Raw genomic sequence first — 25,079 nt, 5'->3', positions numbered from 1 at the left:
CCTTCGTCTCGGGATTTAACGCAGGCGGCCCTTGAGCTTCGCCTTCTTGATGAGGTCGCCATACTGGTGCGCCAGCAGGTGCGACTGGATCTGGCTGATGGTGTCGACGGTGACGTTGACGACGATCAGCAGGCTGGTGCCGCCGAGGAACAGCGGAACGCCGGTCTGCGCGATCATGTATTCGGGCACCACGCAGACGAAGGTCAGGTAGATGGCACCGATCACGGTGATGCGGGTCAGGACGTAGTCGAGATATTCCTCGGTCCGCTTGCCCGGACGGATGCCCGGAATGAAGCCGCCGTTCTTCTTGAGGTTGTCCGCCGTCTCCTCCGGGTTGAACACAACCGCAGTGTAGAAGAAGCAGAAGAAGATGATGCCGACCGCATAGAGCGTCATGTAGAGCGGCTGGCCATGCTGCAGGTACTGCAGGACGGTGGTGATGAAGCCGCCCGTGTTGCTCTCGGTGTCGAGCGAGTTACCGGCAAACTGCGTGATGGTCAGCGGCAGCAGCAGCAGCGAGCTGGCGAAGATGGGCGGGATAACGCCTGCAGTGTTGAGCTTGAGCGGAAGGTGCGAGCGGTCCGCCTGCATCATGCCGCGCTGCGTCGCGCGCTTGGGATACTGCACCAGTAGTCGGCGCTGGGCGCGCTCGAAGAAGCTGATGAGCAGGATCAGGCCGACCACCATGAAGATGAAACCGAGCAGGATGACGGTCGAGATCGAGCCTTCGCTATACCCGCTCGTCATGTTGGAAACGAAGGTCGGGAACTGCGCGACGATGCCGGCCATGATGATGAGCGAAACACCGTTGCCGATACCGCGGCTGGTGATCTGCTCGCCCAGCCACAGAAGGAACATGGTGCCGCCGACGAGGCTGATGACCGCGCCGACGCGGAACATGTAGCCCGGGTCGACCACGGCAGCGATACCGCTGGAGGAGCTGAAGCTTTCGAGACCGGCTGCAAGGAACCAGCCCTGGATGGTGCAGAGGAAGACCGTGCCGTAGCGCGTGTACTGGTTGAGCTTCTGGCGCCCGACGGTGCCTTCCTTCTTCATCGCGGCAAGCGTGGGATGCAGGGCCGAAGCCATCTGCACCACGATCGAGGCGGTGATGTAGGGCATCACACCAAGCGCGATGAGGCTCATGCGCTCTAGGCTGCCGCCGGTGAACATGTTGAACATGTCGACCACGCCGCCACGGGTCTGGTCGGCCAGCTGCTCGAGGGCGCTGGCGTTGATGCCGGGCAGCGGCACGAAGCTCAGGAAACGGAAGACAATCAGCGCACCGATCGTGAACCAGATACGCTGCTTCAGCTCGGTGGCCTTGGAGAAATTGGCGAGACTGATGTTGCTCGCGAAATTATCGGCGCTTGATGCCATTGGTCGTCTTCGATCCTAGCTTGTCGCCGGCCCGTCCCGGCGTTGACCGGACAGATAGGGAGCGGAGCGACGAATGTCGAACCCCGCCCCCCATATTTTCGGTTATTTGGACTTCTTGGCCTTGTTGGCTTCGGTGCGCTTGGCCTTCTTTTCGGCTTCGCTTTCGCCCTTGGCGATCACTTCAACCGAACCGCCAGCCTTCTCGACCGCCTCGATGGCGCCCTTCGAGGCACCGGCGACGATGAACTTGGCCTTGGCCTTGATTTCACCCTTGCCGAGCAGGCGGACGCCGTCCTTGCCGCCGCGTGCGAGGCCGGCGGCCTTCAGCGCTGCGTGGTCGATGTCCTTCTTGGCGTCGAGCTTCTTCGCGTCGATGAACTTCTGGATCATGCCCAGGTTCACTTCGGCGTAGTCCTTGCCGAACGGATTGTTGAAGCCGCGCTTCGGCAGGCGCATGTGAAGCGGCATCTGGCCGCCTTCGAAGCCCTTGATGGCGACGCCCGAACGGCTCTTCTGGCCCTTCTGGCCACGGCCGCCGGTCTTGCCCTTGCCCGAGCCGATGCCACGGCCGACACGGATGCGCTCTTTACGGGCGCCGGGATTGTCGCGGAGATCTGTAAGTTTCATAGTCTGCACTCGCTTTCGCTTTGGTTCGCGCTTTTGAGAAATGGCCGCGAAGCGTGATGCCTCGAAGCCCAACTGGTACTGCCAGTTATGGAAGGCGCGCCCCCTAACCGATGGCGCACCCCATGTCCAGTCGATTCGAGCCCTATTGCCTGTCGTCCGGGACAAGCTCGGCCAGCAGCTGGCGCACGGCGATTTCCGCCTTTTTGGCGTAAGTCCGGTGCCCCTGTAGCACGGGGTGCGGGTCACCGGGTATACCACTGAAAATATGCCCTGCGTTTTCCGCCGTCACCCAGCCCGACACATCGATTGTCTGCACGCCCTCCACCGTGTTGGCGGCTGCGACGATCGCGTCGGCGCAGACCTGCAGTGCCGGGTCGTATCCCGAGGGCCCTGCGAAGGGACCAAATACGACAATGCCCATGTCGGGTGAAATGGCGCGCAAGGCGTTGAAATAGAGTGCCGCTTCCGCTTCCAGTTCAGCGGCAGAGTACAGCGCACAGTCATTTATCCCGCCCGCCACGAAGACGGCATCGGGCACCACTCCCCCGAAGGCCTCCGACACATCGGCGATATGTTCGCGGAAATTCGGGCGGCTTCCTGCTCGTCTGAGGTAGCCCGTCCCGCCAAGCGAGACATTGACCGGGTCGTCGATGCCGAGGCGATAGGCGAGGTCTATGACCCAGCTGTCGCCAGCATGCCCTGCCCCCTGCCCTTCGCTTATAGAGTCGCCGACGATGACGACCTTGGGCCGCTCGTCCCATTCCGGCTTTCGCGCTCCAAGCGTCTCGCCCACGGGTAGGCGAAGTTCGCCAATAGAGGCCCGCGTTGTGACGATGCGGATATCCCTGTCGCGGTCCGAAGCCGGAAGCGTCACATGGCTCCAGCGGCGCGCACCCTGGTTCCCGTGGCCAAGAGACATGGGCACCTTCGACGCCCTCACCCCGTCGATTTCGATATAGACCCCGCCGATGAAGCCGTCGTCGAGGCTGAAGAGTTCGAACTGGCGCTGACCGGCCGGAAGGACGAACTGGAATCCATCGAACACGCTGGTGCGGTCATGCGAAAAGCCGTTGGGTTCGTAAGCCGGATCTGCGACTTTGGAGACCGCCTGCGGCCACCACATCAAATAACGCGGCCAGGTCGAAGGTTGCGAATGCCTGCCGCCCAGGTGACGGATGCGCGGATCGTCGTAATTGATGATCTCGGGGTTGAGATAAAAGCTCTCGTTGGCCGACTGGATGGCGATCGGCACGTAGCGGAAACCCGGCTCGGCCCCGTAGGGCAGCCAGCGGCGGAGCACCACGAGACCACGGGGGTCTTCGGGCGGCATGGTATGCTGCGGATTTTCGAGTTGCGGCGCGTCGGAAGATGGGGCCTCCGCTGCATTCGCACTCGGCGCCGTTTCATCGCCGCAGGATGCCAGCAGCAGCAAAGCCGCCACCCCCGCGCCGATACGCAGCCTGTCGCCCATGTCGCCTCCCCCTGACGCCATGGATTCATAAGCAAAGGCGCGCCCCCTGCAAGCAGGAGACGCGCCCTTGTTTCTGTCTGTCCCAATCCGGCGCGAACCGGAAAGGCAGCTTAGTCTTCGACGATGGCCACCAGGTGCGGGACCTTGGCGACAGCGCCGCGAACTTCAGGAGTGTCCTGGCGTTCGACGACCTTGTGCATCTTGTTGAGGCCAAGACCGATGAGGATCTTGCGCTGGCCTTCGGGACGGCGGATCGGCGAACCGATCTGCTTGATCTTGATGGTTTTAGCTTTGGCCATCGTTATTACTCCACGACTGCCGCGGCGTCGGCTTCAGCCTCTGCCTCGGAAGCACCACCGCGGCCGAGCAGGTCGGCAACCTTCTTGCCACGACGCTGGGCAACCGACTTCGGCGAAGTCTGGTCGGTCAGCGCGGCGAAGGTGGCGCGGATCATGTTGTAGGGGTTCGAGGTGCCGACCGACTTGGTCACCACGTCGGCAACGCCGAGGCTCTCGAAGACGGCACGCATCGGACCACCGGCGATGATACCGGTACCCGGAGGCGCCGTACGCACGGTGACCTTGCCGGCGCCGAAGCGGCCGTTGCCGTCATGATGGAGGGTACGACCTTCCTTCAGCGGGACACGGATCATCTTCTTGCGCGCAGCGGCCGAAGCCTTCTGGATCGCTTCAGGCACTTCGCGGGCCTTGCCCTTGCCGAAGCCGACACGGCCCGAGCCGTCGCCTACGACAACCAGTGCAGCGAAACCGAAGCGCTTACCGCCCTTCACCGTCTTGCTGACGCGGTTGATGTGGACGAGCTTCTCGATGATGCCGTCGTCTTCTTCTTCGCGGCGGTTGTTGCGACGGTTGTCGCGACCACCACGGCCACGGCCACCATCACGGTTGCCACCGCGACCGCCACGACCACCACGCTCGCGCGGCTGGCCTTCGGCACCCTGTGCAGGGTCCTGGTTGGCGGCTGCTTCGCTCGGAGTGTCGGCGATTGCCGGCTCTTCCTTGGTCACAGCGTGTTCGGTCTCGGCCGTCACGACCTTTTCTTCGGTGTTTTCGGTCTTGTTTTCGTCAGCCATGATCAGAACTCCAGCCCGCCTTCACGGGCGGCGTCGGCCAGCGCTTTCACGCGGCCATGGAACAGGAAGCCACCGCGGTCGAACACGACGGTGGTTACGCCGGCCTTCTTGGCAGCAGCAGCGATATCGGTGCCGACCTGCTTGGCCGCATCGACATTCGCGCCCGAGCCCTTCACGCCCAGCGTCGAAGCCGAAGCGACGGTCTTGCCGGCCGCATCGTCGATGACCTGTGCGTAGATGTGCTTGCCGGTGCGGTGCACCGACAGGCGGGGCTTGCCACCGGCACGGCTCTTGAGAGCGGTGCGGACACGGCGACGGCGACGTTCGAAAAGAGAAAGCTTTGCCATCTTACTTCTTCTTCCCTTCCTTGCGGAAGATATACTCGCCGCGATACTTGATACCCTTGCCCTTGTAGGGTTCGGGCTTGCGCCACTTGCGGACATTCGCCGCGAACTGGCCCACGGCCTGCTTGTCGGAACCGCTGATTTCGACGGTCGTCTGGTCCGGGGTCTTCACCTCGATACCTTCGGGAACGTCGAGATCGACGTCGTGCGAGTAGCCGAGCTGAAGCTTGAGCTTCTTGCCCTGCGCCTGTGCACGGTAGCCGACACCATTGATTTCGAGAACCTTGGTGAAACCTTCGGTCACGCCTTCGACCAGGTTCGAAACGAGCGTGCGCTGCATACCCCAGTGGTTGCGAGCGGCGCGCGTGTCGTTGGCCGGAGTGACGGTGATTTCGTCATTCTCGAGCTTGTAGGTCACGAGATCCGACAGGCCCATGGTCAGGGTGCCCTTGGGACCCTTGACCGAAAGCGTGTCGCCCTCGATGTTGGCAGTGACCCCGCTGGGGATCGCTACCGGCTTCTTGCCGATGCGGCTCATCAGAACACCTCCGCCAGCACTTCGCCGCCGACGTTGTCAGCGCGTGCTTCCGCGTCGGAAAGCACACCCTTGGGCGTCGAGACGATGGTGATGCCAAGGCCGTTGCGCACGACGGGGAGTTCTTTCGAACCCGCATAGACGCGGCGGCCGGGCTTGGAGACACGAGCGACGTGCTTGATTGCAGGTTCGCCCTCGAAATACTTCAGTTCGATCCGCAGCTGCGGGTGCTTGCCCGAAGCATCGTCGCTGTAGCCACGGATGTAGCCTTCGCGCTGAAGCACTTCGAGAACGTTTGCACGCAGCTTGCTGGCGGGCGAAAGGACGCTGTCCTTCTTCGCCTGCTGGCCGTTGCGGATACGGGTGAGCATATCACCCAGGGGATCGGTCATAGCCATCTGTCTCTACCTCACCAGCTCGACTTGGTCAGGCCCGGAATCAGGCCCTTGTTGCCGAGGTCGCGCAGTTCGATACGGTTGAGGCCGAACTTGCGATAGTAGCCGCGGGGGCGGCCGGTGGTGGCGCAACGATTGCGCACGCGGGTGGGATTCGCATTACGCGGGAGTTCCGCCATCTTGAGGCGAGCGATCAGGCGCTCACCTTCGTCGAGGCTTTCGTCGTCCGCGATAGCTTTCAGCTTCGCAAACTTGTCCGCATACTGCTTCACGAGCTTCTTGCGACGCTCGTTCTTGTTGATCGAACTCAGTTTCGCCATTGGACTTAAGTTCCTTCCTTATCCTGCGATCCGGAAGCGGCTCACGCCGCCTCCTTCTCTTCCGACTTTTCAGCCGGGAACGGGAAACCGAACAGCTTGAGGAGCTCGCGAGCTTCCTCGTCGGTCTTCGCCGTGGTGGTTACGATGATATCCATGCCCCGAACCTTCTCGATCTGGTCGTAGGAGATTTCGGGGAAGATGATCTGCTCTTTGAGGCCCATTGCGTAGTTGCCACGACCGTCGAACGACTTGGCGTTGAGGCCACGGAAGTCGCGGATGCGGGGCATTGCAATGGTGACCAGGCGGTCGAGGAATTCGTACATGCGCTCGCGGCGGAGGGTTACCTTCGCACCGATCGGCATGCCTTCACGCAGCTTGAACTGCGCGATCGACTTCTTCGCCTTGGTGATGACCGGCTTCTGACCGGCAATCTTGGCCATTTCTTCAGCTGCGGTCTGGACCTTCTTCTTGTCCTGGCTGGCTTCGCCAACGCCCATGTTGAGCGTGATCTTTTCCAGCTTGGGGACTTCGAGACGGTTCTTGTAACCGAACTTTTCAGTCATCGCCTTGACGATCTGGTCGTCGTAGCGCTGCTTCATACGGGGGGTGTAATCAGCCATCGATGGTCTCCCCACTCTTCACGGCAACGCGCACCTTCTTGCCGTCCTTTTCTTCGAAACGGACGCGGGTGGGCTTGCCATCCTTGGGATCGGCCACAGCAACCTTGCTGATGGGCATCGGCGCTTCGAAGCGGTCGATGCCACCCTGCGGGTTCTGCTGGGTCGGCTTGCGGTGACGCGCGGCGATGTTCACGCCCTCGACGACGATCTTGTCGTCCTTGGGGCTGACTTTCGACACGGTACCGGTCTTGCCCTTGTCCTTGCCGGACAGGACGACGACGGTGTCACCTTTCTTGATCTTTGCAGAAGCCATTACAGCACCTCCGGAGCAAGCGAGATGATCTTCATGAAGCCACGGCCGCGAAGTTCGCGAACCACCGGGCCGAAGATACGGGTGCCGATCGGTTCTTCGCTCTTGTTCACGAGAACTGCGGCGTTGCTGTCGAAGCGGATGACGCTGCCATCGGGGCGGCGGACGTCCTTCTTCGTGCGCACGATGACAGCGCGATGGACATCGCCCTTCTTCACCTTGGTGCGCGGCTGGGCTTCCTTGACGGAAACCACGATCACGTCGCCAACGGATGCAGTACGACGCTTCGAGCCGCCCAGTACCTTGATGCACTGGACGCGCTTGGCGCCGCTGTTGTCCGCGACGTCGAGATTGGATTGCATCTGGATCATTGATCCGGTTCCTTCTCTTGGCTTGCCGGGACATTTGCCCGGCAGTTCCTAATACGTCAGTTGCCTGCGGCTTCGACTTCGAGGTCGGCCTCGACAGCCTGGGTTCCGCCTGCCGTCACGCGGTCCTTGACCATCCAGGTCTTGGTCTTCGAGATCGGCTTGGTTTCTTCGATGCGCACGATGTCGCCGAGTGCATACTCGTTCTTCTCGTCGTGAGCGTGGTACTTCTTCGAGCGGCGGATGATCTTCCCGTAGAGGGGGTGCTTCACCTTACGCTCGACCAGTACGGTAACGGTCTTGTCGGTCTTGTCGGAGGTGACGGTCCCGATCAGAATACGCTTGGGCATGGTCTACTCCTTAAGCCTTGGCTGCGGCCGCGCGGGCACGCTCGGTCTGCAGCGTCTTGATCTTGGCGATCGTGCGACGGACTTCGCGGATGCGCGCCGGGCCTTCGAGCTGGTTGGTCGCAGCCTGGAAGCGAAGGTTGAACTGCTCGCGCTTGAGGCTCGTCAGTTCTTCGTCCAGCTGATCGTCGCTCTTCTGGCGCAGATCTTCGATCTTGCTCATTATTCGCCTCCGAGGTGCGAGGTGTCGCCCAGGCGGGCCACGACCTTGGTCTTGACCGGCAGCTTCATGGCTGCGCGGCTGAACGCTTCGGCGGCCAGCGGGCCGGCAACGCCGTCGAGTTCGAACAGGATACGGCCCGGCTTCACACGAGCTGCCCAGTATTCGACCGAACCCTTGCCCTTACCCTGACGGACTTCGGCAGGCTTCTTCGAAACCGGCACGTCGGGGAAGACGCGGATCCAGAGACGACCCTGGCGCTTGATGTGACGCGTGATCGCGCGGCGAGCCGCTTCGATCTGGCGTGCGGTGATACGCTCGGGCTCGAGGGCCTTGAGGCCGTAAGAGCCGAAATTGAGCGTGGTGCCGCCCTTGGCGTTGCCGTGGATCTTGCCCTTGAACGCCTTGCGGTACTTGGTTTTCTTCGGTTGCAGCATGGTTCTTTCCTATACCTGCAATCAGCGAGCCGGACGGACGCCGGACGTCTGCGATTCCATCATGAGACGGTCCTGCGCGGTCGGGTCGTGGCCGAGGATTTCGCCCTTGAAGACCCACACCTTGATGCCGATGATGCCGTAAGCGGTCAGTGCTTCGGCTTCGGCATAGTCGATGTTGGCGCGCAGCGTGTGCAGCGGCACGCGGCCTTCACGATACTGTTCGACGCGGGCGATTTCCGCACCGCCGAGACGGCCACCACACATGATCTTGATGCCTTCGGCACCAAGGCGCATGGCCGACTGCATGGCGCGCTTCATCGCACGGCGGAATGCCACGCGGCGAATGAGCTGGTCTGCGATGCCCTGTGCGATGAGCTTGGCGTCGACTTCCGGCTTGCGGATTTCGACGATGTTCAGCTTCACTTCGCTTTCGGTCATCGACGACAGCTTTTCGGTAAGCTTGGCGATGTCCGCGCCCTTCTTGCCGATGATGACGCCGGGACGCGCAGCATAGATCGACACGCGGCAAAGCTTTGCCGGACGCTCGATCACAACCTTCGAGATAGCGGCCTGGGCAGCGTTCTCGAGGATGTACTTGCGGATCTCGATGTCCTCGGCCAGCAGCTTGGCATAGTCACGCCCTTCGGCGTACCAGCGGCTGTCCCAGGTGCGGTTGATCTGCAGGCGCAGACCGATCGGATTGCTCTTATGGCCCATCTTACGCCTCTTCCTGCTCGCGGACGACGATACGAAGGCGGCTGAACGGCTTCAGGATGCGCGTCGACTTGCCGCGACCACGGGTGTGGAAGCGCTTCATCGTGATCGACTTGCCCACCGAAGCCTCAGCGACGACCAGCGAGTCGACATCGAGGTTGTGGTTGTTTTCCGCGTTGGCGATCGCCGAGGCGAGAACCTTCGTGGCATCCTTGGCCATCGACTTCTTCGAGAAGGCCAGGATGTTGAGGGCCTCTTCGGCCTTCTTGCCGCGGATGAGCTCGGCAACGAGGTTCAGCTTCTGCGCGGAACCACGGATGGTGGTGCCTACGGCCAGAGCCTCGTTGTCGGCGACGCGACGGGGTGCTTTCTGCTTGCTCATCAGCGCTTACCCTTCTTGTCGGCAGCGTGACCGGGGAACGTGCGCGTGGGCGCGAATTCACCGAGCTTGTGGCCAACCATCTCTTCCGAGACGGCAACCGGGATGAACTTGTGGCCGTTGTACACGTTGAACGTGAGACCGACGAACTGGGGCAGGATGGTGCTGCGACGCGACCAGGTCTTGATCGGCTTCGCGTTGCTTGCGTCCTGCGCCTCTTCTGCCTTCTTGAGAAGGCTGAGTTCGACGAACGGACCTTTCCAGACGGAACGAGCCATGTCGGATTACCTCTTCTTCTTGGCGTGGCGCGAACGGATAATCATCTTGTCCGTCTGCTTGTTCTTGCGGGTACGGGCGCCCTTGGTCGGCTTGCCCCACGGGGTAACCGGATGACGGCCACCGCTCGTGCGGCCTTCACCACCACCGTGCGGGTGGTCGACCGGGTTCTTGGCGACACCGCGGGTCAGCGGCTTGATGCCCATCCAGCGACGACGACCGGCCTTGCCCAGGTTCTGGTTCTGGTTGTCCGGGTTCGATACGGCGCCAACGGTGCCCATGCAGTCGGCGCGCAGGTAACGCTGCTCGCCGCTGTTGAGACGCACGATGACCATGCCGCGGTCACGACCGACCAGCTGGACATAGGCACCTGCCGAACGTGCGATCTGACCGCCCTTGCCGGGCTTCATTTCGACGTTGTGGCAGATGGTGCCGACCGGCATCTGGCCGAGCAGCATGGCGTTGCCGGGCTTGGTGTCGGTCTTTTCAGCAGCAATGACCTTGTCGCCGACAGCGAGACGCTGCGGAGCGATGATGTAGGCCTGCTCACCGTCGTCATACTTCACGAGTGCGATGAAAGCGGTGCGGTTGGGATCGTATTCGATCCGTTCCACGGTGCCTTCGACGTCCCACTTGCGACGCTTGAAGTCGATGAAGCGGTACTTCTGCTTGTGACCGCCGCCGATGCCACGCGAGGTGACATGGCCCTTGTTGTTACGGCCACCGGTCTTGCGCTTGCCTTCCGTCAGCGACTTGACGGGCTTGCCTTTGTACAGGCCCGACTTGTCGACGAGGATGAGACCGCGGCGCGCGGGGCTCGTCGGTTTGTAATTCTTGAGTGCCATCAGCCTACACCTTCCGTGATGTCGATCATGGCACCTTCAGCGAGGGTGACGATCGCCTTCTTCACGTCGTTGCGCTTGTAGGGCTTGCCCTTCCAGCGCTTGGTCTTGCCCTTCACGTTGATCGTGTTGACCGAGACGACTTTCGCCTTCTGGTCAGCATAGATCGCTTCAACCGCTTCCTTGATCTGCGGCTTGGTAGCCGTGCCAGCGACCTTGAAAACGACCGCGTTGTTCTCCGAAGCCATGGTCGACTTTTCGGTGATGTGCGGAGCGAGGATCACGTCGTAGTGACGGGCTGCGATTTCCTGCTTCTTAGCCATTGAAACGGCCCTCCAGCTTTTCGACAGCGTCCTTGGTGAGGACCAGCGTGTCGTGCTTCAGGATGTCGTAGACATTGGCGCCCATCGCGGGGAGGACGTTCACGCCCGGCAGGTTGCCGGCGGCTTTCTTGAAGCCGTCGTTCACGCTTTCGCCGTCGATGATCAGGACCTTGCCGGCCCAGCCATTCTTGTCGAAGTGACCCTTCAGAGCCTTGGTCTTGGCATCCTTCAGTTCGAGGCTGTCGACGACGACGAGGCCGTCCTTCGCCTTGCTCGAAAGAGCCATCTTGAGACCGAGAGCGCGGATCTTCTTGTTCAGCGACTGCTCGAAGTCACGCTTGCGCGCACCGTGAGCCTTGCCGCCGCCGATGAAGATCGGGGCGCCACGGTCACCGTGACGTGCGCCGCCCGAACCCTTCTGGCGGCCGAACTTCTTGCCCGTGCGGGCAACGTCCGAACGCTCGCGCGTGGGGCGTGCGGTGGCGCGACGGTTTTCGAGCTGCCAGGTGACAACGCGGTGAAGGATGTCGGCGCGCGGCTCGACGCCGAACACATCATCGTTCAGCTCGATATCGCCCGACGCCTTACCGTCGATTTTCTGGACCTTGACCTTCACGATCAGGACTCCTTGCTTTCACCGCCGGCATCGCCGTCGGTGGTGGTTTCGGCATCAGCACCTGCGTCCTGCTGCTGCATCAGCTTTTCCTGCTGCTCAGCGGACACTTCGGTGCCGACTTCGTGCTCGGCTGCGCTCTCGACGAGACCCGCATCGGCTTCTTCCGATTTGAACTGGTCTTCGTTGCGACGCATCACGCCGGGGAACGGCAGATCGTCGGGCATGCGAACCTTCACGGCATCGCGAACCATCAGCCAGCCATTCTTCGCACCCGGGACCGAGCCCTTGACGAAGAGCAGGCCGCGATCGGCGTCGGTGCGCACGATTTCGAGGTTCTGCTGCGTGCGCTGGCGGTCACCCATGTGACCAGCCATCTTCTTGCCCTTGAACACGCGACCCGGGTCCTGACGGTTACCCGTCGAACCGTGCGAGCGGTGCGAGATCGAAACACCGTGGGTGGCGCGAAGACCGCCGAAGCCCCAGCGCTTCATGGCGCCGGCAAAGCCCTTACCCTGGGTGTGGCCGGTGATGTCGACCTTCTGGCCGGCGACGAAGTGTTCGGCCGAAATGCGGGCGCCGACCGGAAGCAGGGCTTCCTCGCTGTCCACGCGGAATTCACCGACCTTCATCTTCAGCGCGACTTCTGCCTTGGCAAAAGCTTCGCGCTGCGGCTTGTTCACATTCTTTTGTTTCGCTTCGCCCGAACCGACCTGGACGCCGTAATAGCCGTCACGGTCTTCCGTGCGATGTGCGGTAACCTGGCAATCTTCCAGCGAAAGAACGGTCACGGGAACGTGCCGTCCATCCTCCTGGAAGAGGCGGGTCATCCCGACTTTCTTTGCGATAACGCCTGTGCGCATCGTCAAACTCCTCAACAGAGGCACCAAGAGGCTCATCCCCAGGGTGCGTGCCAGCCCGATTGTGCGATGCGTGCCCCCGTCCGGGCTGATTGCTTCCCGAAGGAAGCAGACGGGGGACGCAGTCCCGGGCGATTGCCCGGCGGTATCCCGATGTCTTGCCTGTTCTTGCGAACCGGCGGGGCTATCGAGCGCCCCGGAAACTTCCCCGCCGTTTCAAGTCCGGCAGGAGGACCAATCGAGCTTGCTTAGGCGAGCTTGATTTCGACGTTCACGCCGGCAGCGAGGTCGAGCTTCATCAGCGCATCGACGGTCTGGGCGTTGGGCTGCACGATGTCGAGCAGACGCTTGTAAGTGCGCACCTCGAACTGCTCGCGCGACTTCTTGTCGATGTGCGGGCCGCGGTTCACGGTGAACTTCTCGATGCGCGTCGGCATGGGAATGGGACCACGAATAAGGGCACCCGTGCGACGCGCGGTGTCTGCGATTTCGCCAGTTGCCTGGTCAAGAACGCGATGGTCGAACGCCTTGAGGCGAATGCGGATATTCTGTGCTTCCATTACCTACACCGATGCGAAAGAGCCAAGCGGACCAGCGGGTGGCCCGCAAACAAAAAGAAAGGTCAGCCCCACTCTTGAGCCCGGTTTCCCGGTTGCGGGCGACCTTCCATGAATTCTTATGCCGGAGACGAATCTCCGCTGTGGGCGCGCATATACGGGGGAGACCCCGAGATGACAACCCCCGATTTCCGCCTGCCTGAACAGCCATTCATCGGGCGCGGCGAACCGTGCATTTCTGCCGTTTTCACCGCTCACACTAAAAGCGAAGGGCCCGCCCTCCCCTAAAGGAAGGCGGGCCCCGCTATTTCAGCAGAAGCTGACTTCGAAAATCGAAGCTTACTTCTTGATGGTGCCGACGACACCCGAGCCGACCGTACGGCCGCCTTCGCGGATTGCGAAGCGCAGGCCCTGGTCCATGGCGATCGGTGCGATCAGCTTGACGTCGATCGTCACGTTGTCGCCCGGCATCACCATTTCGGTGCCTTCGGGAAGGATCACTTCGCCGGTGACGTCGGTGGTGCGGAAGTAGAACTGCGGACGGTAGTTCGCGAAGAACGGCGTGTGACGGCCGCCTTCGTCCTTCGACAGGACGTAGACTTCTGCGCTGAACTCGGTGTGCGGCGTAACCGAACCCGGCTTTGCGAGAACCTGGCCACGCTCGACTTCGTCACGGCCAACGCCGCGGATCAGGGCACCGATGTTGTCACCTGCTTCACCACGGTCAAGCAGCTTGCGGAACATTTCGACGCCGGTGACGGTCGTCTTGGTGGTGTCCTTGATGCCGACGATTTCGACTTCGTCGCCAACGTTCACAACGCCGGTTTCGACACGGCCGGTCACAACCGTACCACGACCCGAGATCGAGAACACGTCTTCGATCGGCATCAGGAAGTCCTTGTCGACCGGACGGTCGGGCTGCGGGATGTAGCTGTCGACAGCGTCCATCAGTTCCTTGATCGAGTTTTCGCCGATTTCCGGATCGCGACCTTCGAGAGCGGCGAGAGCCGAACCCTTGACGATCGGAATATCGTCGCCGTCGAAGCCGTACTCGCTGAGGAGTTCACGGACTTCCAGCTCGACGAGCTCGAGAATTTCCTCGTCGTCGACCTGGTCGACCTTGTTCATGTAAACGACCAGCGCGGGAACGCCGACCTGACGTGCAAGCAGGATGTGCTCGCGGGTCTGCGGCATCGGGCCGTCAGCTGCGTTCACGACCAGGATGGCGCCGTCCATCTGGGCCGCACCGGTGATCATGTTCTTCACGTAGTCGGCGTGACCCGGGCAGTCGACGTGTGCGTAGTGACGCGCGTCGGTTTCATACTCGACGTGTGCGGTCGAGATGGTGATGCCGCGCTCGCGCTCTTCGGGAGCCTTGTCGATGTTTGCGAAATCGACGGCCGAGCCGAGAACCTTGGTGATTGCTGCGGTAAGCGTGGTCTTGCCGTGGTCGACGTGACCGATGGTGCCGACGTTAACGTGCGGCTTATTACGCTCGAACTTTTCCTTCGCCATTTTCCAATAACCTCTAATCTGAAAGTGAATTTCTGCGGGTTGGAAACGGCGCCCGCGGAATCAGGCGCCGCCCCTAGACGGTGAAGCTGCCTTACGCAAGCTTCTCCTTGACTTCCTGTGCCACGTTCGCCGGAACTTCGTCGTAGTGGCTGAACTGCATCGAGTACTGAGCACGTCCCTGGGTGAAGGAACGCAGCTCGTTCACGTAGCCGAACATGTTCGCGAGCGGCACGTTGGCTTCGACAGCCTGTGCGTTGCCGCGGCTGTCGGTGCCCTGGATCTGGCCACGACGCGAGTTGAGGTCGCCGATGACGTCGCCGAGGTAATCCTCGGGCGTCACGACCTCGACCTTCATGATCGGCTCGAGCAGCTTGATGCCGGCACGTTCGGCGACTTCACGCATGGCACCGCGACCGGCGATTTCGAACGCGATCGCGCTCGAGTCGACGTCATGGTACGCACCGTCGTAAAGCTCGACGGTGAAGTCGATGATCGGGAAGCCGACAAGGTGACCGCTCTCGGCCTGTTCCTTGAAGCCCTTCTCGATGGCCGGGATGTATTCCTTCGGAATGTTACCGCCCTTGATGCTGTCTTCGAAGACGAAGCCCTGGCCGCGCTCACCCGGGGTGACCTTGACCTTGACGCGGCCGAACTGGCCCGAACCACCCGACTGCTTCTTGTGGGTGTAATCGACGTCCACCGGCTTGCCGAGGTATTCGCGATAAGCGACCTGCGGTGCGCCGACGTTGGCTTCGACCTTGAACTCGCGCTTCATGCGATCGACGAGGATGTCGAGGTGAAGCTCGCCCATGCCCTTGATGATCGTCTGGCCCGACTCGTGATCGGTGGTGACGCGGAAGCTCGGATCCTCGGCAGCCAGGCGATTGAGGGCAACGCCCATCTTTTCCTGGTCGGCCTTGGTCTTCGGTTCGACCGAAAGCTCGATCACCGGCTCGGGGAATTCCATACGCTCGAGGATGATCGGAGCGGAGGTCGCACACAGCGTGTCGCCGGTGGTGGTTTCCTTGAGGCCTGCGATAGCGACGATGTCGCCTGCGAATGCTTCATCGATGTCCTCGCGGTTGTTCGAGTGCATCAGCAGCATGCGGCCGATCTTTTCCTTCTTGTCCTTCACCGAGTTCAGGACGCTGCCCTTGGTGAGCTGGCCCGAGTAGATGCGGGTGAAGGTGAGCGAGCCGACGAACGGGTCGTTCATGATCTTGAAGGCGAGAGCGGCGAAGGGCTCGTCGTCCGACGACGGACGCGACTGCTCTTCATCGCTGTCGGGCAGGACGCCCTTGATGGCCGGAACGTCGAGCGGCGACGGCATGTAGTCGACGACCGCGTCGAGCAGGGGCTGGACACCCTTGTTCTTGAACGCCGAACCGCACAGCACGGGCACGAAGTCGCGCGCCATGGTGCCCTTGCGGATGAGACGCTTGAGCGTCGCCGCGTCGGGCTCGTTACCTTCGAGGTAAGCTTCCATGACATCGTCGTCCTGTTCGACGGCGGTCTCGATCAGCTTCTCGCGGTATTCGGCAGCCTTGTCGGCCAGATCGGCAGGGATTTCGGTGAACTCGTACTTCGCGCCGAGATCTTCGTTCTGCCACACGATGCCGCGATTGTTGACGAGGTCGACAACACCCTGGAGGTCGCTTTCCGCACCGATCGGGAGATAGAGAACCAGCGGGTTCGCACCGAGGCGGTCGATGATCGACTGGACGCAGTAATAGAAGTCGGCGCCGGTACGGTCCAACTTATTCACGAAGCACATCCGCGGAACGCCGTACTTGTCGGCCTGGCGCCACACGGTTTCGGACTGCGGTTCAACGCCGGCAACGCCGTCGAAGACTGCAACCGCGCCGTCGAGCACGCGCAGCGAGCGTTCGACTTCGATGGTGAAGTCGACGTGGCCGGGGGTGTCGATGATGTTGATGCGGTGCTTGGGCATGCCTTCACGCATCGCTTCGGGCGAGCTCATCGGATCCTTGGTCGGATCTTCAGCGGTCCAGAAGGTGGTGGTGGCAGCCGAGGTGATCGTGATGCCGCGCTCCTGCTCCTGCTCCATCCAGTCCATGGTCGCGGCGCCGTCGTGGACTTCGCCGATCTTGTAGGACTTGCCGGTGTAGTAGAGGATGCGTTCGGTCGTGGTGGTCTTGCCGGCATCGATGTGGGCCATGATGCCGATATTGCGGTACCGCTCGAGCGGATATTCGCGTGCCATGTGGAATTCCTCGTGGGGTTGGGACGACAATCTCGCCGCCCCTGTGAAAAACTAATGTGACCGCCTGGCGACCGTTCCGCGCATTCACGGAACGGTCCACCAGTCGAGCCTTACCAGCGGTAGTGCGAGAAGGCGCGGTTCGCGTCCGCCATGCGGTGCGTGTCTTCGCGCTTCTTGACGGCGTTGCCGCGGTTGTTGGCCGCATCCATCAGCTCGCCCGAGAGACGGGCTGCCATGGTGGTTTCCGGACGACCGCGAGCCGCACCGATGAGCCAGCGGATAGCCAGCGCCTGGGCACGCTCGGGGCGCACTTCAACCGGCACCTGGTAGGTCGCACCACCGACACGGCGGCTGCGGACTTCGACCTGCGGCTTGATGTTTTCGAGCGCTGCGTGAAACAGCTCGACCGGGTTCGCCTTGGCCTTGGCTTCGACAGTGTCAAGCGCGGTGTAGACGATACCTTCGGCGACGGCCTTCTTGCCGTCATACATCAGGTTGTTCATGAATTTCGAAAGGACCTGATCATTGAACTTCGGATCAGGCAGGATTTCCCGCTTCTCGGGACGACGACGACGACTCATTGATTATCTCCTAAGTCCCGTGGATTACTTCGGACGCTTCGCGCCGTACTTCGAGCGCGACTGCTTGCGGTCCTTCACGCCCTGCGTATCGAGCACGCCGCGAAGGACGTGGTAGCGAACGCCGGGAAGGTCGCGAACACGGCCGCCGCGGATGAGCACAACGGAGTGCTCCTGCAGGTTGTGGCCTTCGCCCGGAATGTAGGAGATGACTTCGCGCTGGTTGGTCAGGCGGACCTTGGCAACTTTACGCAGAGCCGAGTTCGGCTTCTTCGGGGTCGTCGTGTAGACGCGGGTGCAAACGCCGCGCTTCTGCGGGTTCTGCTCCATTGCAGGGACCTTGCTCTTGGCCTTCTGCGGAACGCGGCCCTTGCGGACCAGCTGGTTAATAGTCGGCATGTGAGTTCTTTCTCTTCACCGTGTGAAGGTGACAACTAGCGGGTTATCGGTGATGCGATCGGGTTCGTGCCTGCGACGCGCGCGGCGCATGAAGCACCGGGGCGGTCTGTTCGCACGAGCCTGAAACGCTCCACCCATCGGCCCACACGGCCACCGGGTTACTTTGACGGATGCCCCGAACGGAGTGACCTCCGCTGCAATAGAAAAGAGCCTCGCCGCGTGTGCGACAGGCTCCCGGGACATGACCGGCAATGTTCAGCTCTATCTGACCGGTGTTGGACGAATCCTACGCCGGATGGCCGCGCACATAGTGCGGGAGGGGGATCGGGTCAAGCCGGGCCGTGATCGCGCGCCGACAGTTGCCGCAGGTGTTCGGCCACCGCCAGGTCGAGGTCCTGGTAGACATAAGGACCCACGTGATAGTGGCGCACCGTTGTCATCGCAACGCCTTCAGGCATGGGGGTGTGCGGATGGCGAACCGCCCCGCCCTCGTCTTCCCACGAATCAATCGGCTGCGCGCCGGATGGCTTTCCGGCGTCACCGGCATAAGTGCCGTAAATGATTTCGGGCGGGCCTTCGGGAGGAGTGGTTTTGTCGCTTATCATCGGATCCATCTTTCTCAGCGCGCGAACGCGCCGGGCATATTCGGCGACCTTGGCGAAGTGGCCGTCCCGGTCCGCATCGTCGCCGCGGGCGCTGGCCTGCATGACGGCGACCTGGTGTGCGTGAAGCAGTTCATTGAGGTCCATCGGGAAATCCGTTCGCAAATCGAGTAAAGGGGAACGCAAGGCGGCCGGTATCCCGGGCGCATCGGCAAGAAGCGCCCGGAAACTGTTATGCGTGATCAGCCCTGCTGTTTGCTGGCCTGATTGCGCTGGTCGTCCTTCTGGCTGTGCTCCTGGCCCTGCTCCTGCTGGCGCAGGTTGGTGGCGCAGTCCTTGTTGCCGGCGACCTTCTTGGTTTCGTATCCGAAACGCTGGCCCGACTGGGGCTCGGCCGCTTCCTGTTGCAGGTCGGCCTTCCTGAAGTCGAGGACCTCGCCGCCCTTTTCGGGAGCGATGGTGCCGTGGCCCTTGCCGCTGTCGTAGCTCTTGATCTGGCCGTACTGTGTCATGGGAAAATTCCTTCGATTTCGCGCAGGCGTTCATTAGCGACCGCTTGTGCACGCGGGCTAGAAGGCGAAATGGAAAGAAGAGAGGGCAACTGGCCCTCGGGACCGTCGATCGCGACTGGTAGCTGAGTGTTAGATGGGGAAAGGACGGCGGATTACAAGGGGAGGATGCGTGGGCGATGGGTCAGGGGCGAGAGGCCCGATCAGACGTCTGCTTTCGGCGCTATCTTAACCGTCCCGTAAATATCACGAGTTGGGTGGAAAGCTTACGCAGCTATGACCGATCAAATTTCTGACGATCGCACGGCCCTTACTTCATCGAAGTCTTCATGCACATTGACCTGCGTACCGCCTGCGAAGTTCAGAACAACACCACATTCGCTCTTTGCGACGAAAAGGATTGCTGAGCCCCGGCAAGCAGCGACCGTGCCGTCGTTTTGAAGGCACGGGAACCGCAAATGTACGTTTGCCTCGCCAAGCGTCGATGTCTGACGACATTCAACGTGAGCTTATATTGGGCGACAGATGCCTCGCCTCTTAGTAAGTGGCTTCGAAGTCTGTCGCCAGTGGTGTCGGAGTGCCAAATTGCGCTTTGCTCCAGGCACAAGCTGCGGCAGCGCCCAAACCATGCTGGAATTCGCTTATGCGTCCGGCAATGCGTGAGGCCTTCACCAGTTTGGCGCGACGGTCGTCATCGTTTGCGGCACGGTCGGCACCCATGAGGGCCCGTTGGTGCTGTGCGTATTGATGGTTAAGGTCCATGACATTTCTCCTGCTGTGGCGGGGATGCAAATGCATGGCCGCGAATGATGATTGTGGCTCAGTCGATCATCGCTGCGACGACACGTCGTAGCTCAGCAGTCGCCATGAGGCCGGGATTTGCATTTTCCCTCCCTCCGCGTTGCGCATGGATGGCGCCAAAACGGAGGGAAAGCTTGGGGCGCGAAGCATCGCGCGCATTCATTGAATTCATTTTGTGTATTTCCGGCAGGGTCTTGCCGCCGCCTTTTTCAAATTTCAGCGTCTGTATCCGCGCTTGCGAGCACCGGCGGGCGTGGGCCCCGGAGTTCGTTCGCGGAAGACGATCCGGCCTTTGCTCAAATCGTATGGCGTCAGTTCGACGTGTACGCGGTCTCCAATGACTGATCGAATGCGGTAGCGACGCATCTTGCCTGCGGTATAGCAGATGATGCGGTGCTCATTATCGAGGGTGACGCCGAAGCGGCCATCGGGCAGGATCTCGTCGATCGCACCCTCCATCGTAATCAGCTCTTCTTTCGCCAACAAAGTATCCTAGCGTACGAAAAATCATCCGCGCGGACGAGTTCCGCTGCGGAGCCAGGAAGCATGAAATGGAAGAGGTGCCGGTGGCGCGCTTGCGCGTAGCCAAAGACAATCAATATCCGTCGCAAACGACGTTGGGCAATTTCTATATAGCAGCGTGCAGAAAAATTACAATAGCATATATTCATGCGTACAAAAATTGCTTGCAAACGCTTGCCGCCATACGCTCGCTGCCGGTTTATCTGTTGTCTCGCTATCGTTATTCTCGGATTTGGATGATGTGAGCTACCCCATAGGCCTCAATTTTTTTCTGCAAGACATGCCCGATCAACTCTGATAGTCACTGTCTTATCGCAGTTAGTACCACTGAGCGTACTGCGACTGAGAGATACGTTGTGCTCCCGCTTTGACGAGGAGGGCAATGTGCATCTTCCATATTATCAATTCGAATTCATCGTGGGAGTCGACACCTGATGTCGGACCGCGATTGTGGAACGCGTCTTACGCCGGCTGCGGCGAAGCGACAGAGCGATATAACTCGATTGGCCATGATCGTCCTAGGGCGAGAGGCCGCGATTTCCTTTATGAACGAGCCCAATGATCAGTTGGGCGGAAGACCGATCGATCTTGTGATCCAAAGTGAAGAAGGGCGCGAACGTGTCGAATTGGAACTCGCAGAGATCGAGTATCTGCAAGCATTTCCGGAAAAGGAATAACGACACATCCGAATGCAGTGCGCCTGCGACAAGGCGACCCGAGGGTTGGTGCTGTTCTTTTGGCACCGACTCCAACTTTAGGCCTCCGCTTCCCCAAGGTAGTGGGGGCCTCTTTTCGCGACACTCTAGCTTACGACCGAACATCGCCGCCCGGCTCCGGAGCATTCTTCTCAATCACCACAGCCGGAGTAGTCTACATGCGTCCGCTTTCGCAGTCGCAAGCTGTCCGCCCGCTTTGTAGCGTCCGGTATTGGTCTCTCCACCACAGGTCGTAGCGGTTCCGCCCTCCCTTTTCGCCCAGGTTCGCTTTGCACCAGTTCGCCCATATGAGTGCCTGACAGAAAGCGCTTTCCTACTCGGCGGGAAGGTGCATCTTAGGGTGGGCTGTGAGTTCAGACCATCCCACCCCCACCCGCGCCATTCCCCGCCAAGCCACCTCAGTCGTCGCGCATGTCGCGCCCGAGCCGGAGGAGGACGATCCGCTGCTCGCCTTTGCGCCCTTCATCCACACGGCTCCCCGCCGCAATTCCATCACGCCGCAGCTCCAGCGGCGCTTTGTCGCTACGCTCGCGGCCACCGGCATCGTCGTTTAGGCCGCGCGCTCCATCGGGAAGAGCGTGGAGGCGCTCTACAAGCTGCGGGCGCGGCCCGGGGCGGAAGGGTTTGCCGCCGCCTGGGACGCGGCGCTGGAGCGCGGGGTGCAGCGGCTGGAGGATTGCGCGCTCGAACGCGCCTTGAAGGGCACGCCCACCCCCATCGTCTCTGCCGGCAAGATGCTGGGCACGTGGGACAAGCCCGACAACACATTGCTGCGCTTCCTTCTCCAGCACCGCCTGCCCGAACGCTATGGCGTGCAGCGCATCCAGAAGGGGCATCCGCTCTACGAGGCCATCGCGGCCGAGGTGATGGCGGATTACCATGCCAACCGGCCCGACGAGGACGAAATCATCGAGAGCATCAACCGCAAGCTCTCCCTCATGCGCGACCGGCGCGAGGCAATGGAACGGGACGCGGCTTGCAGCGAGGATGACGAGGAGGACGACGCAGGCGATTGAAGTGCTGCCGCGCCGCGCAATCGGTGATAGGGTGCGCCCCCATGTCCCCCTCGCCCCCCCATATCGAGACCCGGCTCGAGAACGGAACGCCCGTCTGCCTGCGCCGCGTGACGCGCGGGGACGAGGGACGCATTCGCGAAGGCATTGCGCGGATGAGCCCGCGCTCGCGCTACATGCGCTTCTTCTCCGGCGCGGCGACCCCGCCCGACTGGGTGATCGACCGGCTCCTCGATGCCGATGGCGACATGCACCTCGCCTGGGGGGCCATCGACACCTCGCAGCCCGACGAGCCGGCCATCGGCGCGGTCCATGCGTTTCGCGATGCCGAGGACCGGGGCTGCGCGGAGTTCTCCGTGGGGATCCTCGACGACTGGCACGGGCTGGGGCTGGGCAAGATCCTCACCGCCACGCTGCTGCTCGAAGCGCGGGCCGAGGGGATTGCGCGCTTCTCTATGGACACACTGTCGGAGAACAGGTCCGCGATTGCCTTTGCCCGGCTTTTGGGGGGCGAGCGGACTTCCTATGACGGGTCGGTGCTGACCTATTCGCTCGATGTCGGGACCGCGCTGGAGCGGCTGGAGGCGGCGGGCGACCCGCCCGGCATCGCGGCGGTCTTCGCGGCTTTCGCGCAAATGTGACTGGCGACTACTTACAATGGCCAGCGCGCAGATTGGGGTATATGCCGGGGGCATGGAGCCGGTTTTTCTCGATATTGCCACCAGCCCCTGCCTGTCCTCCCTGTGGGAAAACGTGCGGCGGGCGGTCGCGCATTTCGGGGCGGACAAGTTCAGCTATCACGTCACCCCCGTCTTCGCCTCGCAAGTAAGCGACGCAACCGAAGTGCGCGCCGAGGGCTTCTCGGTCGAGTGGCTGGATCTCTACAAAAGCGCCGATTTCCGCCGGATAGATCCCATACCCGACGCCATCATGCGCGTAGGCCACACCATCTCTTGGGAAGAGGCGCTGGAAGATGTCGAGCAGACCGAGGAGGTGGCCGAATTCGTCCGCGCCCTGCGCGACTACGGCATCACCAACGGCTTCGGCGTACCGCTGTTCGGCCCCGCCAATCGCGATGCCTACGGCGCCTTCGGCTTCCCCGCCGACCATGTTCCGACCGAGGAGCAGGTCGTGGCGCTCACCATCGTGGCGCGCGCGGGGCATGATCGGGTGTGCCAACTGATCAATCTGGAAGATGGCGAGGTGTCCCTCTCCGAACGCGAGCGGCAGGTGCTCGGGCTTATAGCACAGGGCAAGTCGAACACGGTCATCGGCCAGATTCTCGAAATTTCCCCCGAGACAGTGAGCACCTATGTAAAGCGCATCTACGCCAAGCTCGGCACGAGCGACCGCGTGGGCACGACTGTGAAGGCACTCAAGCTGAAGCTGATTACGATTTAGCGCTCAAGCAGCCGGGGGCGGCGGTGTGTGCATGGGCTTGCTGAGGAGAGCGTACACGGCGACATCGCAAAGCCCGGCATGCGTGGTCTCATGTTCGCGAAACAGCGCCTCGCGGGTGAAGCCCAGGCGCTCCAGGAGCCGGATGGAGGGCGTGTTGCGCATGTCCACCTCGGCGATGATCTTGCGCGTGCCGGTGTCGAACAAATGGCGGACCATTGCGGCGGTGCACTCGCGCGCGGCACCCTCGCCCTGCCGCTCCTTGCAGGTAATGTAACCCACTTCCTCGATGCCATCCTCATGCGCAGGCACGGCTACGAAGCGACCGGCCACTCTGCCCTCGCCATCTTCGGCAATCCAGGTGCGGCCGTTCCAGGTAGGGTCGGCGAGCCAGCCCCACAGCTCTTCCTCGAAAGCGAAGGCCGGGCGCGAAAGGTAGAGGCATTGCGCCTCGTCAGAGAGCGTCGGAAACAGCGCGGCGGCATCCTCGCGCCGCATGGGGCGCAAGGTGAAGCGGTCGGTGATAAGGGTGCTTACCTCACTCACCGCTCAGGAATGCGACAAGCGCCTTGACCTTCTTGGTGCGCCATTGCGGCGTCGGAGCGACCAGCCAGTAGGCGCGTGTGCCAGCTTCAGGCCCGTCGAGAACTTCGAGGCGGCCTGCCTCGATGGCTTCCTTGGCAAGCAATTCAGGCAGGATGGCCTTGCCCAGCCCCGCCATTGCGCCCGACAGCGCCTGTCCGGCGTTGCTGACGGTCACATGTGCCTGCACGCCGTCCTGCAGCGGCAGACCCCAGTCGATCCAGCGGTCGGGAGCGCCGGGTGCGGCCACCGTCACGCGGCGCGCGGCGGCAAGTTCGACACCTTGCAAATCACCCGGACCATCGACCAGCCTGATGGCGCAATCGAGGTTCGCCTCGGTGAAATCGGCATTCTCGTCCGCCACGAAGGCGAACTTGATGTCGGGATTCTCCTTGGAAAATTCGGCCAGCCGCGGCGCAAGCCACTGGGCGTAGAATTCGCGCGGGCAGGCGATGGTGTAGCTGTCCGAAGCCTGCCCCGCCTGCATGGCGGAGACGCTTTCCTCGAACTTGAGGAAACCTTCGCGCAGCGCGTCGAGACCGGCCGCGCCTTCCTGCGTCAGTTCCAGCCCCTTGCTGGTGCGGCGGAACAGGACGGTGCCGAGATGGTCTTCCAGTGCGCGGATTTGCTGGCCGACGGCAGCGGGCGTCACCGCAAGCTCGTCCGCCGCGCGGGTGAAGCTCAGGTGACGTGCCGCAGCGTCATATACGCGCAGGGCGTTCAAAGGCAGATGCGTGCGCTTCATGGTCCCGCCCCTCTAGGCAATGCTGCGGCGCAGCACAAGATTACCGCAGCCATGCAATCGAATTATTTCCGAAAGTTGCGTTAAAGCTCGCCTTCGAGCCACTGCTTGAGCTGGCCCTTGGGCGCAGCGCCGCGCATGTGCGCTGCCGGCTCGCCGTTCTTGAACAGCACGAGATAGGGGATGGACTGCACGCCCATCGCGCCGGGGACGCCGGTGTTTTCCATGATGTCCATCTTGGCGATGGTGACCTTGTCGCCGAGCTCGTCGGAGAGTTCTTCCAGCGCCGGGGCAATCATCTTGCACGGCCCGCACCACTCGGCCCAGAAATCCACGAGGACGGGCTTTTCGCTGTCGAGAACGTCTTTCTGGAAGCCTTCGTCGGTGACGTTGATGGTGGCCATGGGATAACTCCTGAATTCGTGTTTCTTGCCGCCCCATATGGGC

At 61.8% G+C, this 25,079-nt stretch carries 40 protein-coding genes; 6 read left to right on the top strand and 34 right to left on the bottom strand.

Annotation, left to right across the window (positions count from 1 at the left end; all coding sequences use genetic code 11):
- Positions 1–15: 15 nt before the first annotated feature.
- The 31 genes from secY to infA form a co-directional block, all read right to left on the bottom strand.
- Positions 16–1,380: a preprotein translocase subunit SecY gene (gene secY / locus K3152_RS02705; RefSeq protein ID WP_221572479.1), complete on the bottom strand. Its 1,365-nt coding sequence runs from the start codon at positions 1,378–1,380 to the stop codon at positions 16–18.
- A gap of 102 nt (positions 1,381–1,482) precedes the next feature.
- On the bottom strand, positions 1,483–2,007 hold the full coding sequence (gene rplO / locus K3152_RS02700) for a 50S ribosomal protein L15 (protein WP_221572478.1): 525 nt from the start codon (positions 2,005–2,007) through the stop codon (positions 1,483–1,485).
- A 142-nt stretch (positions 2,008–2,149) separates the two neighbouring features.
- Positions 2,150–3,478 carry an SGNH/GDSL hydrolase family protein gene (locus tag K3152_RS02695; RefSeq protein ID WP_221572477.1) on the bottom strand — a complete coding sequence of 443 codons (1,329 nt, stop codon included), beginning with the start codon at positions 3,476–3,478 and terminating at the stop codon, positions 2,150–2,152.
- A gap of 110 nt (positions 3,479–3,588) precedes the next feature.
- Complete coding sequence (gene rpmD, locus K3152_RS02690) at positions 3,589–3,777, bottom strand: 50S ribosomal protein L30 (RefSeq protein WP_221572476.1); 189 nt, start codon at positions 3,775–3,777, stop codon at positions 3,589–3,591.
- A 5-nt stretch (positions 3,778–3,782) separates the two neighbouring features.
- A complete protein-coding gene (gene rpsE / locus K3152_RS02685; RefSeq protein WP_345719764.1) occupies positions 3,783–4,574 on the bottom strand; it encodes a 30S ribosomal protein S5 in 792 nt (263 codons plus the stop codon).
- Positions 4,574–4,918 (bottom strand): 50S ribosomal protein L18, encoded by a 345-nt coding sequence (rplR, locus tag K3152_RS02680; protein ID WP_006831894.1) that lies wholly within the window; start codon positions 4,916–4,918, stop codon positions 4,574–4,576. The genes rpsE and rplR overlap by 1 nt, the downstream gene beginning before the upstream one ends.
- Before the next feature lies 1 nt (position 4,919).
- A complete protein-coding gene (gene rplF, locus K3152_RS02675) occupies positions 4,920–5,453 on the bottom strand; it encodes a 50S ribosomal protein L6 (protein ID WP_221572475.1) in 534 nt (177 codons plus the stop codon).
- Positions 5,453–5,848 (bottom strand): 30S ribosomal protein S8, encoded by a 396-nt coding sequence (gene rpsH, locus K3152_RS02670; RefSeq protein ID WP_006831892.1) that lies wholly within the window; start codon positions 5,846–5,848, stop codon positions 5,453–5,455. The genes rplF and rpsH overlap by 1 nt, the downstream gene beginning before the upstream one ends.
- Before the next feature lie 11 nt (positions 5,849–5,859).
- A complete protein-coding gene (gene rpsN / locus K3152_RS02665; protein WP_040963574.1) occupies positions 5,860–6,165 on the bottom strand; it encodes a 30S ribosomal protein S14 in 306 nt (101 codons plus the stop codon).
- 41 nt (positions 6,166–6,206) lie between these two features.
- Entirely contained in the window at positions 6,207–6,785 is a 579-nt protein-coding gene (gene rplE, locus K3152_RS02660) for a 50S ribosomal protein L5 (RefSeq protein ID WP_221431376.1), read from the bottom strand.
- Positions 6,778–7,098: a 50S ribosomal protein L24 gene (rplX, locus tag K3152_RS02655; RefSeq protein WP_221572474.1), complete on the bottom strand. Its 321-nt coding sequence runs from the start codon at positions 7,096–7,098 to the stop codon at positions 6,778–6,780. The genes rplE and rplX overlap by 8 nt, the downstream gene beginning before the upstream one ends.
- On the bottom strand, positions 7,098–7,466 hold the full coding sequence (gene rplN / locus K3152_RS02650) for a 50S ribosomal protein L14 (RefSeq protein WP_067464754.1): 369 nt from the start codon (positions 7,464–7,466) through the stop codon (positions 7,098–7,100). The genes rplX and rplN overlap by 1 nt, the downstream gene beginning before the upstream one ends.
- A 56-nt stretch (positions 7,467–7,522) precedes the next feature.
- Positions 7,523–7,813: a 30S ribosomal protein S17 gene (gene rpsQ / locus K3152_RS02645; protein WP_221572473.1), complete on the bottom strand. Its 291-nt coding sequence runs from the start codon at positions 7,811–7,813 to the stop codon at positions 7,523–7,525.
- A gap of 10 nt (positions 7,814–7,823) precedes the next feature.
- Positions 7,824–8,033 carry a 50S ribosomal protein L29 gene (rpmC, locus tag K3152_RS02640; RefSeq protein WP_040963570.1) on the bottom strand — a complete coding sequence of 70 codons (210 nt, stop codon included), beginning with the start codon at positions 8,031–8,033 and terminating at the stop codon, positions 7,824–7,826.
- A complete protein-coding gene (gene rplP / locus K3152_RS02635) occupies positions 8,033–8,467 on the bottom strand; it encodes a 50S ribosomal protein L16 (RefSeq protein ID WP_040963569.1) in 435 nt (144 codons plus the stop codon). Before rplP ends, rpmC begins: the two co-directional genes overlap by 1 nt.
- Positions 8,468–8,488: 21 nt before the next feature.
- Complete coding sequence (gene rpsC / locus K3152_RS02630; RefSeq protein ID WP_221572472.1) at positions 8,489–9,184, bottom strand: 30S ribosomal protein S3; 696 nt, start codon at positions 9,182–9,184, stop codon at positions 8,489–8,491.
- Position 9,185: 1 nt separating this feature from the next.
- Positions 9,186–9,563: a 50S ribosomal protein L22 gene (gene rplV, locus K3152_RS02625; protein WP_006831883.1), complete on the bottom strand. Its 378-nt coding sequence runs from the start codon at positions 9,561–9,563 to the stop codon at positions 9,186–9,188.
- The gene (rpsS, locus tag K3152_RS02620; RefSeq protein ID WP_040963566.1) at positions 9,563–9,838 is read right to left on the bottom strand and encodes a 30S ribosomal protein S19; all 276 of its coding nucleotides are present in this window, start codon (positions 9,836–9,838) and stop codon (positions 9,563–9,565) included. Before rpsS ends, rplV begins: the two co-directional genes overlap by 1 nt.
- Positions 9,839–9,844: 6 nt before the next feature.
- A complete protein-coding gene (gene rplB / locus K3152_RS02615; protein WP_040963565.1) occupies positions 9,845–10,681 on the bottom strand; it encodes a 50S ribosomal protein L2 in 837 nt (278 codons plus the stop codon).
- A complete protein-coding gene (locus K3152_RS02610; protein WP_040963564.1) occupies positions 10,681–11,001 on the bottom strand; it encodes a 50S ribosomal protein L23 in 321 nt (106 codons plus the stop codon). Before K3152_RS02610 ends, rplB begins: the two co-directional genes overlap by 1 nt.
- Entirely contained in the window at positions 10,994–11,617 is a 624-nt protein-coding gene (rplD, locus tag K3152_RS02605; RefSeq protein WP_040963563.1) for a 50S ribosomal protein L4, read from the bottom strand. Before rplD ends, K3152_RS02610 begins: the two co-directional genes overlap by 8 nt.
- 2 nt (positions 11,618–11,619) lie before the next feature.
- Positions 11,620–12,477, bottom strand: a complete 858-nt coding sequence (rplC, locus tag K3152_RS02600; RefSeq protein WP_221572471.1) for a 50S ribosomal protein L3 — start codon at positions 12,475–12,477, stop codon at positions 11,620–11,622.
- A 245-nt stretch (positions 12,478–12,722) separates the two neighbouring features.
- The gene (gene rpsJ / locus K3152_RS02595; protein ID WP_006831877.1) at positions 12,723–13,034 is read right to left on the bottom strand and encodes a 30S ribosomal protein S10; all 312 of its coding nucleotides are present in this window, start codon (positions 13,032–13,034) and stop codon (positions 12,723–12,725) included.
- 336 nt (positions 13,035–13,370) lie between these two features.
- Positions 13,371–14,546 carry an elongation factor Tu gene (tuf, locus tag K3152_RS02590; RefSeq protein ID WP_221572470.1) on the bottom strand — a complete coding sequence of 392 codons (1,176 nt, stop codon included), beginning with the start codon at positions 14,544–14,546 and terminating at the stop codon, positions 13,371–13,373.
- 91 nt (positions 14,547–14,637) lie between these two features.
- A complete protein-coding gene (gene fusA / locus K3152_RS02585) occupies positions 14,638–16,770 on the bottom strand; it encodes an elongation factor G (protein ID WP_221572469.1) in 2,133 nt (710 codons plus the stop codon).
- Between the two features lie 110 nt (positions 16,771–16,880).
- Complete coding sequence (gene rpsG, locus K3152_RS02580) at positions 16,881–17,351, bottom strand: 30S ribosomal protein S7 (RefSeq protein ID WP_221572468.1); 471 nt, start codon at positions 17,349–17,351, stop codon at positions 16,881–16,883.
- A gap of 24 nt (positions 17,352–17,375) precedes the next feature.
- Positions 17,376–17,747 carry a 30S ribosomal protein S12 gene (gene rpsL / locus K3152_RS02575; RefSeq protein ID WP_006831873.1) on the bottom strand — a complete coding sequence of 124 codons (372 nt, stop codon included), beginning with the start codon at positions 17,745–17,747 and terminating at the stop codon, positions 17,376–17,378.
- A 329-nt stretch (positions 17,748–18,076) separates the two neighbouring features.
- Complete coding sequence (locus K3152_RS02570) at positions 18,077–18,496, bottom strand: hypothetical protein (protein WP_221572467.1); 420 nt, start codon at positions 18,494–18,496, stop codon at positions 18,077–18,079.
- Between the two features lie 95 nt (positions 18,497–18,591).
- Entirely contained in the window at positions 18,592–18,861 is a 270-nt protein-coding gene (locus K3152_RS02565) for a cold-shock protein (protein WP_221572466.1), read from the bottom strand.
- A 534-nt stretch (positions 18,862–19,395) separates the two neighbouring features.
- On the bottom strand, positions 19,396–19,620 hold the full coding sequence (locus K3152_RS02560; RefSeq protein WP_221572465.1) for a hypothetical protein: 225 nt from the start codon (positions 19,618–19,620) through the stop codon (positions 19,396–19,398).
- Positions 19,621–19,875: 255 nt separating this feature from the next.
- The gene (infA, locus tag K3152_RS02555) at positions 19,876–20,142 is read right to left on the bottom strand and encodes a translation initiation factor IF-1 (RefSeq protein ID WP_221572464.1); all 267 of its coding nucleotides are present in this window, start codon (positions 20,140–20,142) and stop codon (positions 19,876–19,878) included.
- Between the two features lie 68 nt (positions 20,143–20,210).
- On the opposite strand from infA, the gene K3152_RS02550 reads away from it, so the two are divergent.
- The 6 genes from K3152_RS02550 (at position 20,211) to K3152_RS02525 (ending at position 23,311) form a co-directional block, all read left to right on the top strand.
- Entirely contained in the window at positions 20,211–20,426 is a 216-nt protein-coding gene (locus K3152_RS02550; RefSeq protein WP_221572463.1) for a hypothetical protein, read from the top strand.
- Positions 20,427–20,615: 189 nt separating this feature from the next.
- Positions 20,616–20,858: an MbcA/ParS/Xre antitoxin family protein gene (locus K3152_RS02545; protein ID WP_221572462.1), complete on the top strand. Its 243-nt coding sequence runs from the start codon at positions 20,616–20,618 to the stop codon at positions 20,856–20,858.
- A gap of 386 nt (positions 20,859–21,244) precedes the next feature.
- Positions 21,245–21,451 (top strand): hypothetical protein, encoded by a 207-nt coding sequence (locus tag K3152_RS02540; RefSeq protein ID WP_221572461.1) that lies wholly within the window; start codon positions 21,245–21,247, stop codon positions 21,449–21,451.
- Between the two features lie 24 nt (positions 21,452–21,475).
- Positions 21,476–21,913, top strand: a complete 438-nt coding sequence (locus K3152_RS02535) for a hypothetical protein (RefSeq protein ID WP_221572460.1) — start codon at positions 21,476–21,478, stop codon at positions 21,911–21,913.
- A gap of 41 nt (positions 21,914–21,954) precedes the next feature.
- Entirely contained in the window at positions 21,955–22,551 is a 597-nt protein-coding gene (locus tag K3152_RS02530) for a GNAT family N-acetyltransferase (RefSeq protein WP_247713118.1), read from the top strand.
- A 16-nt stretch (positions 22,552–22,567) separates the two neighbouring features.
- Entirely contained in the window at positions 22,568–23,311 is a 744-nt protein-coding gene (locus tag K3152_RS02525; protein ID WP_221572459.1) for a helix-turn-helix transcriptional regulator, read from the top strand.
- 3 nt (positions 23,312–23,314) lie between these two features.
- Here the strand turns inward: K3152_RS02525 and K3152_RS02520 are convergent, their stop codons facing one another.
- The 3 genes from K3152_RS02520 to trxA all read right to left on the bottom strand — a co-directional run bounded on the left by K3152_RS02520 (position 23,315) and on the right by trxA (position 25,036).
- Positions 23,315–23,854: a GNAT family N-acetyltransferase gene (locus K3152_RS02520; RefSeq protein ID WP_221572458.1), complete on the bottom strand. Its 540-nt coding sequence runs from the start codon at positions 23,852–23,854 to the stop codon at positions 23,315–23,317.
- Positions 23,847–24,635, bottom strand: coding sequence for a LysR substrate-binding domain-containing protein (locus tag K3152_RS02515; RefSeq protein ID WP_221572457.1), 789 nt, complete (start codon positions 24,633–24,635; stop codon positions 23,847–23,849). The genes K3152_RS02520 and K3152_RS02515 overlap by 8 nt, the downstream gene beginning before the upstream one ends.
- Positions 24,636–24,715: 80 nt before the next feature.
- Positions 24,716–25,036: a thioredoxin gene (trxA, locus tag K3152_RS02510; protein WP_221572456.1), complete on the bottom strand. Its 321-nt coding sequence runs from the start codon at positions 25,034–25,036 to the stop codon at positions 24,716–24,718.
- Positions 25,037–25,079: the final 43 nt, after the last annotated feature.

It is taken from the genome of Qipengyuania polymorpha (assembly GCF_019711435.1).
Taxonomy (GTDB): Bacteria; Pseudomonadota; Alphaproteobacteria; order Sphingomonadales; family Sphingomonadaceae; genus Qipengyuania; species Qipengyuania polymorpha.
This window is presented reverse-complemented; position numbering and strand designations above follow the sequence as displayed.

Coding starts and splice junctions, on each gene's coding strand:
- K3152_RS02550 (WP_221572463.1), top strand. CDS start 20,211: ATGGAAGAGGTGCCGGTGGCGCGCTTGCGCGTAGCCAAAGACAATCAA.
- rpsG (WP_221572468.1), bottom strand. CDS start 17,351: ATGAGTCGTCGTCGTCGTCCCGAGAAGCGGGAAATCCTGCCTGATCCG.
- K3152_RS02565 (WP_221572466.1), bottom strand. CDS start 18,861: ATGACACAGTACGGCCAGATCAAGAGCTACGACAGCGGCAAGGGCCAC.
- rplN (WP_067464754.1), bottom strand. CDS start 7,466: ATGATCCAGATGCAATCCAATCTCGACGTCGCGGACAACAGCGGCGCC.
- rplR (WP_006831894.1), bottom strand. CDS start 4,918: ATGGCAAAGCTTTCTCTTTTCGAACGTCGCCGTCGCCGTGTCCGCACC.
- rplE (WP_221431376.1), bottom strand. CDS start 6,785: ATGGCTGATTACACCCCCCGTATGAAGCAGCGCTACGACGACCAGATC.
- rplP (WP_040963569.1), bottom strand. CDS start 8,467: ATGCTGCAACCGAAGAAAACCAAGTACCGCAAGGCGTTCAAGGGCAAG.
- rplX (WP_221572474.1), bottom strand. CDS start 7,098: ATGGCTTCTGCAAAGATCAAGAAAGGTGACACCGTCGTCGTCCTGTCC.
- rpsJ (WP_006831877.1), bottom strand. CDS start 13,034: ATGGAAGCACAGAATATCCGCATTCGCCTCAAGGCGTTCGACCATCGC.
- rpsS (WP_040963566.1), bottom strand. CDS start 9,838: ATGGCTCGTTCCGTCTGGAAAGGTCCGTTCGTCGAACTCAGCCTTCTC.
- rplV (WP_006831883.1), bottom strand. CDS start 9,563: ATGAGCAAGCAGAAAGCACCCCGTCGCGTCGCCGACAACGAGGCTCTG.
- K3152_RS02570 (WP_221572467.1), bottom strand. CDS start 18,496: ATGGACCTCAATGAACTGCTTCACGCACACCAGGTCGCCGTCATGCAG.
- rpsN (WP_040963574.1), bottom strand. CDS start 6,165: ATGGCGAAACTGAGTTCGATCAACAAGAACGAGCGTCGCAAGAAGCTC.
- trxA (WP_221572456.1), bottom strand. CDS start 25,036: ATGGCCACCATCAACGTCACCGACGAAGGCTTCCAGAAAGACGTTCTC.
- tuf (WP_221572470.1), bottom strand. CDS start 14,546: ATGGCGAAGGAAAAGTTCGAGCGTAATAAGCCGCACGTTAACGTCGGC.
- secY (WP_221572479.1), bottom strand. CDS start 1,380: ATGGCATCAAGCGCCGATAATTTCGCGAGCAACATCAGTCTCGCCAAT.
- rpsC (WP_221572472.1), bottom strand. CDS start 9,184: ATGGGCCATAAGAGCAATCCGATCGGTCTGCGCCTGCAGATCAACCGC.
- rplO (WP_221572478.1), bottom strand. CDS start 2,007: ATGAAACTTACAGATCTCCGCGACAATCCCGGCGCCCGTAAAGAGCGC.
- K3152_RS02530 (WP_247713118.1), top strand. CDS start 21,955: ATGTCCCCCTCGCCCCCCCATATCGAGACCCGGCTCGAGAACGGAACG.
- K3152_RS02610 (WP_040963564.1), bottom strand. CDS start 11,001: ATGGCTAAGAAGCAGGAAATCGCAGCCCGTCACTACGACGTGATCCTC.
- K3152_RS02515 (WP_221572457.1), bottom strand. CDS start 24,635: ATGAAGCGCACGCATCTGCCTTTGAACGCCCTGCGCGTATATGACGCT.
- rpsH (WP_006831892.1), bottom strand. CDS start 5,848: ATGGCTATGACCGATCCCCTGGGTGATATGCTCACCCGTATCCGCAAC.
- rpmD (WP_221572476.1), bottom strand. CDS start 3,777: ATGGCCAAAGCTAAAACCATCAAGATCAAGCAGATCGGTTCGCCGATC.
- K3152_RS02525 (WP_221572459.1), top strand. CDS start 22,568: ATGGCCAGCGCGCAGATTGGGGTATATGCCGGGGGCATGGAGCCGGTT.
- K3152_RS02695 (WP_221572477.1), bottom strand. CDS start 3,478: ATGGGCGACAGGCTGCGTATCGGCGCGGGGGTGGCGGCTTTGCTGCTG.
- K3152_RS02545 (WP_221572462.1), top strand. CDS start 20,616: ATGTCGGACCGCGATTGTGGAACGCGTCTTACGCCGGCTGCGGCGAAG.
- rplF (WP_221572475.1), bottom strand. CDS start 5,453: ATGAGCCGCATCGGCAAGAAGCCGGTAGCGATCCCCAGCGGGGTCACT.
- rplB (WP_040963565.1), bottom strand. CDS start 10,681: ATGGCACTCAAGAATTACAAACCGACGAGCCCCGCGCGCCGCGGTCTC.
- rpsQ (WP_221572473.1), bottom strand. CDS start 7,813: ATGCCCAAGCGTATTCTGATCGGGACCGTCACCTCCGACAAGACCGAC.
- fusA (WP_221572469.1), bottom strand. CDS start 16,770: ATGGCACGCGAATATCCGCTCGAGCGGTACCGCAATATCGGCATCATG.
- rpmC (WP_040963570.1), bottom strand. CDS start 8,033: ATGAGCAAGATCGAAGATCTGCGCCAGAAGAGCGACGATCAGCTGGAC.
- rpsL (WP_006831873.1), bottom strand. CDS start 17,747: ATGCCGACTATTAACCAGCTGGTCCGCAAGGGCCGCGTTCCGCAGAAG.
- rplC (WP_221572471.1), bottom strand. CDS start 12,477: ATGCGCACAGGCGTTATCGCAAAGAAAGTCGGGATGACCCGCCTCTTC.
- K3152_RS02560 (WP_221572465.1), bottom strand. CDS start 19,620: ATGGACCTTAACCATCAATACGCACAGCACCAACGGGCCCTCATGGGT.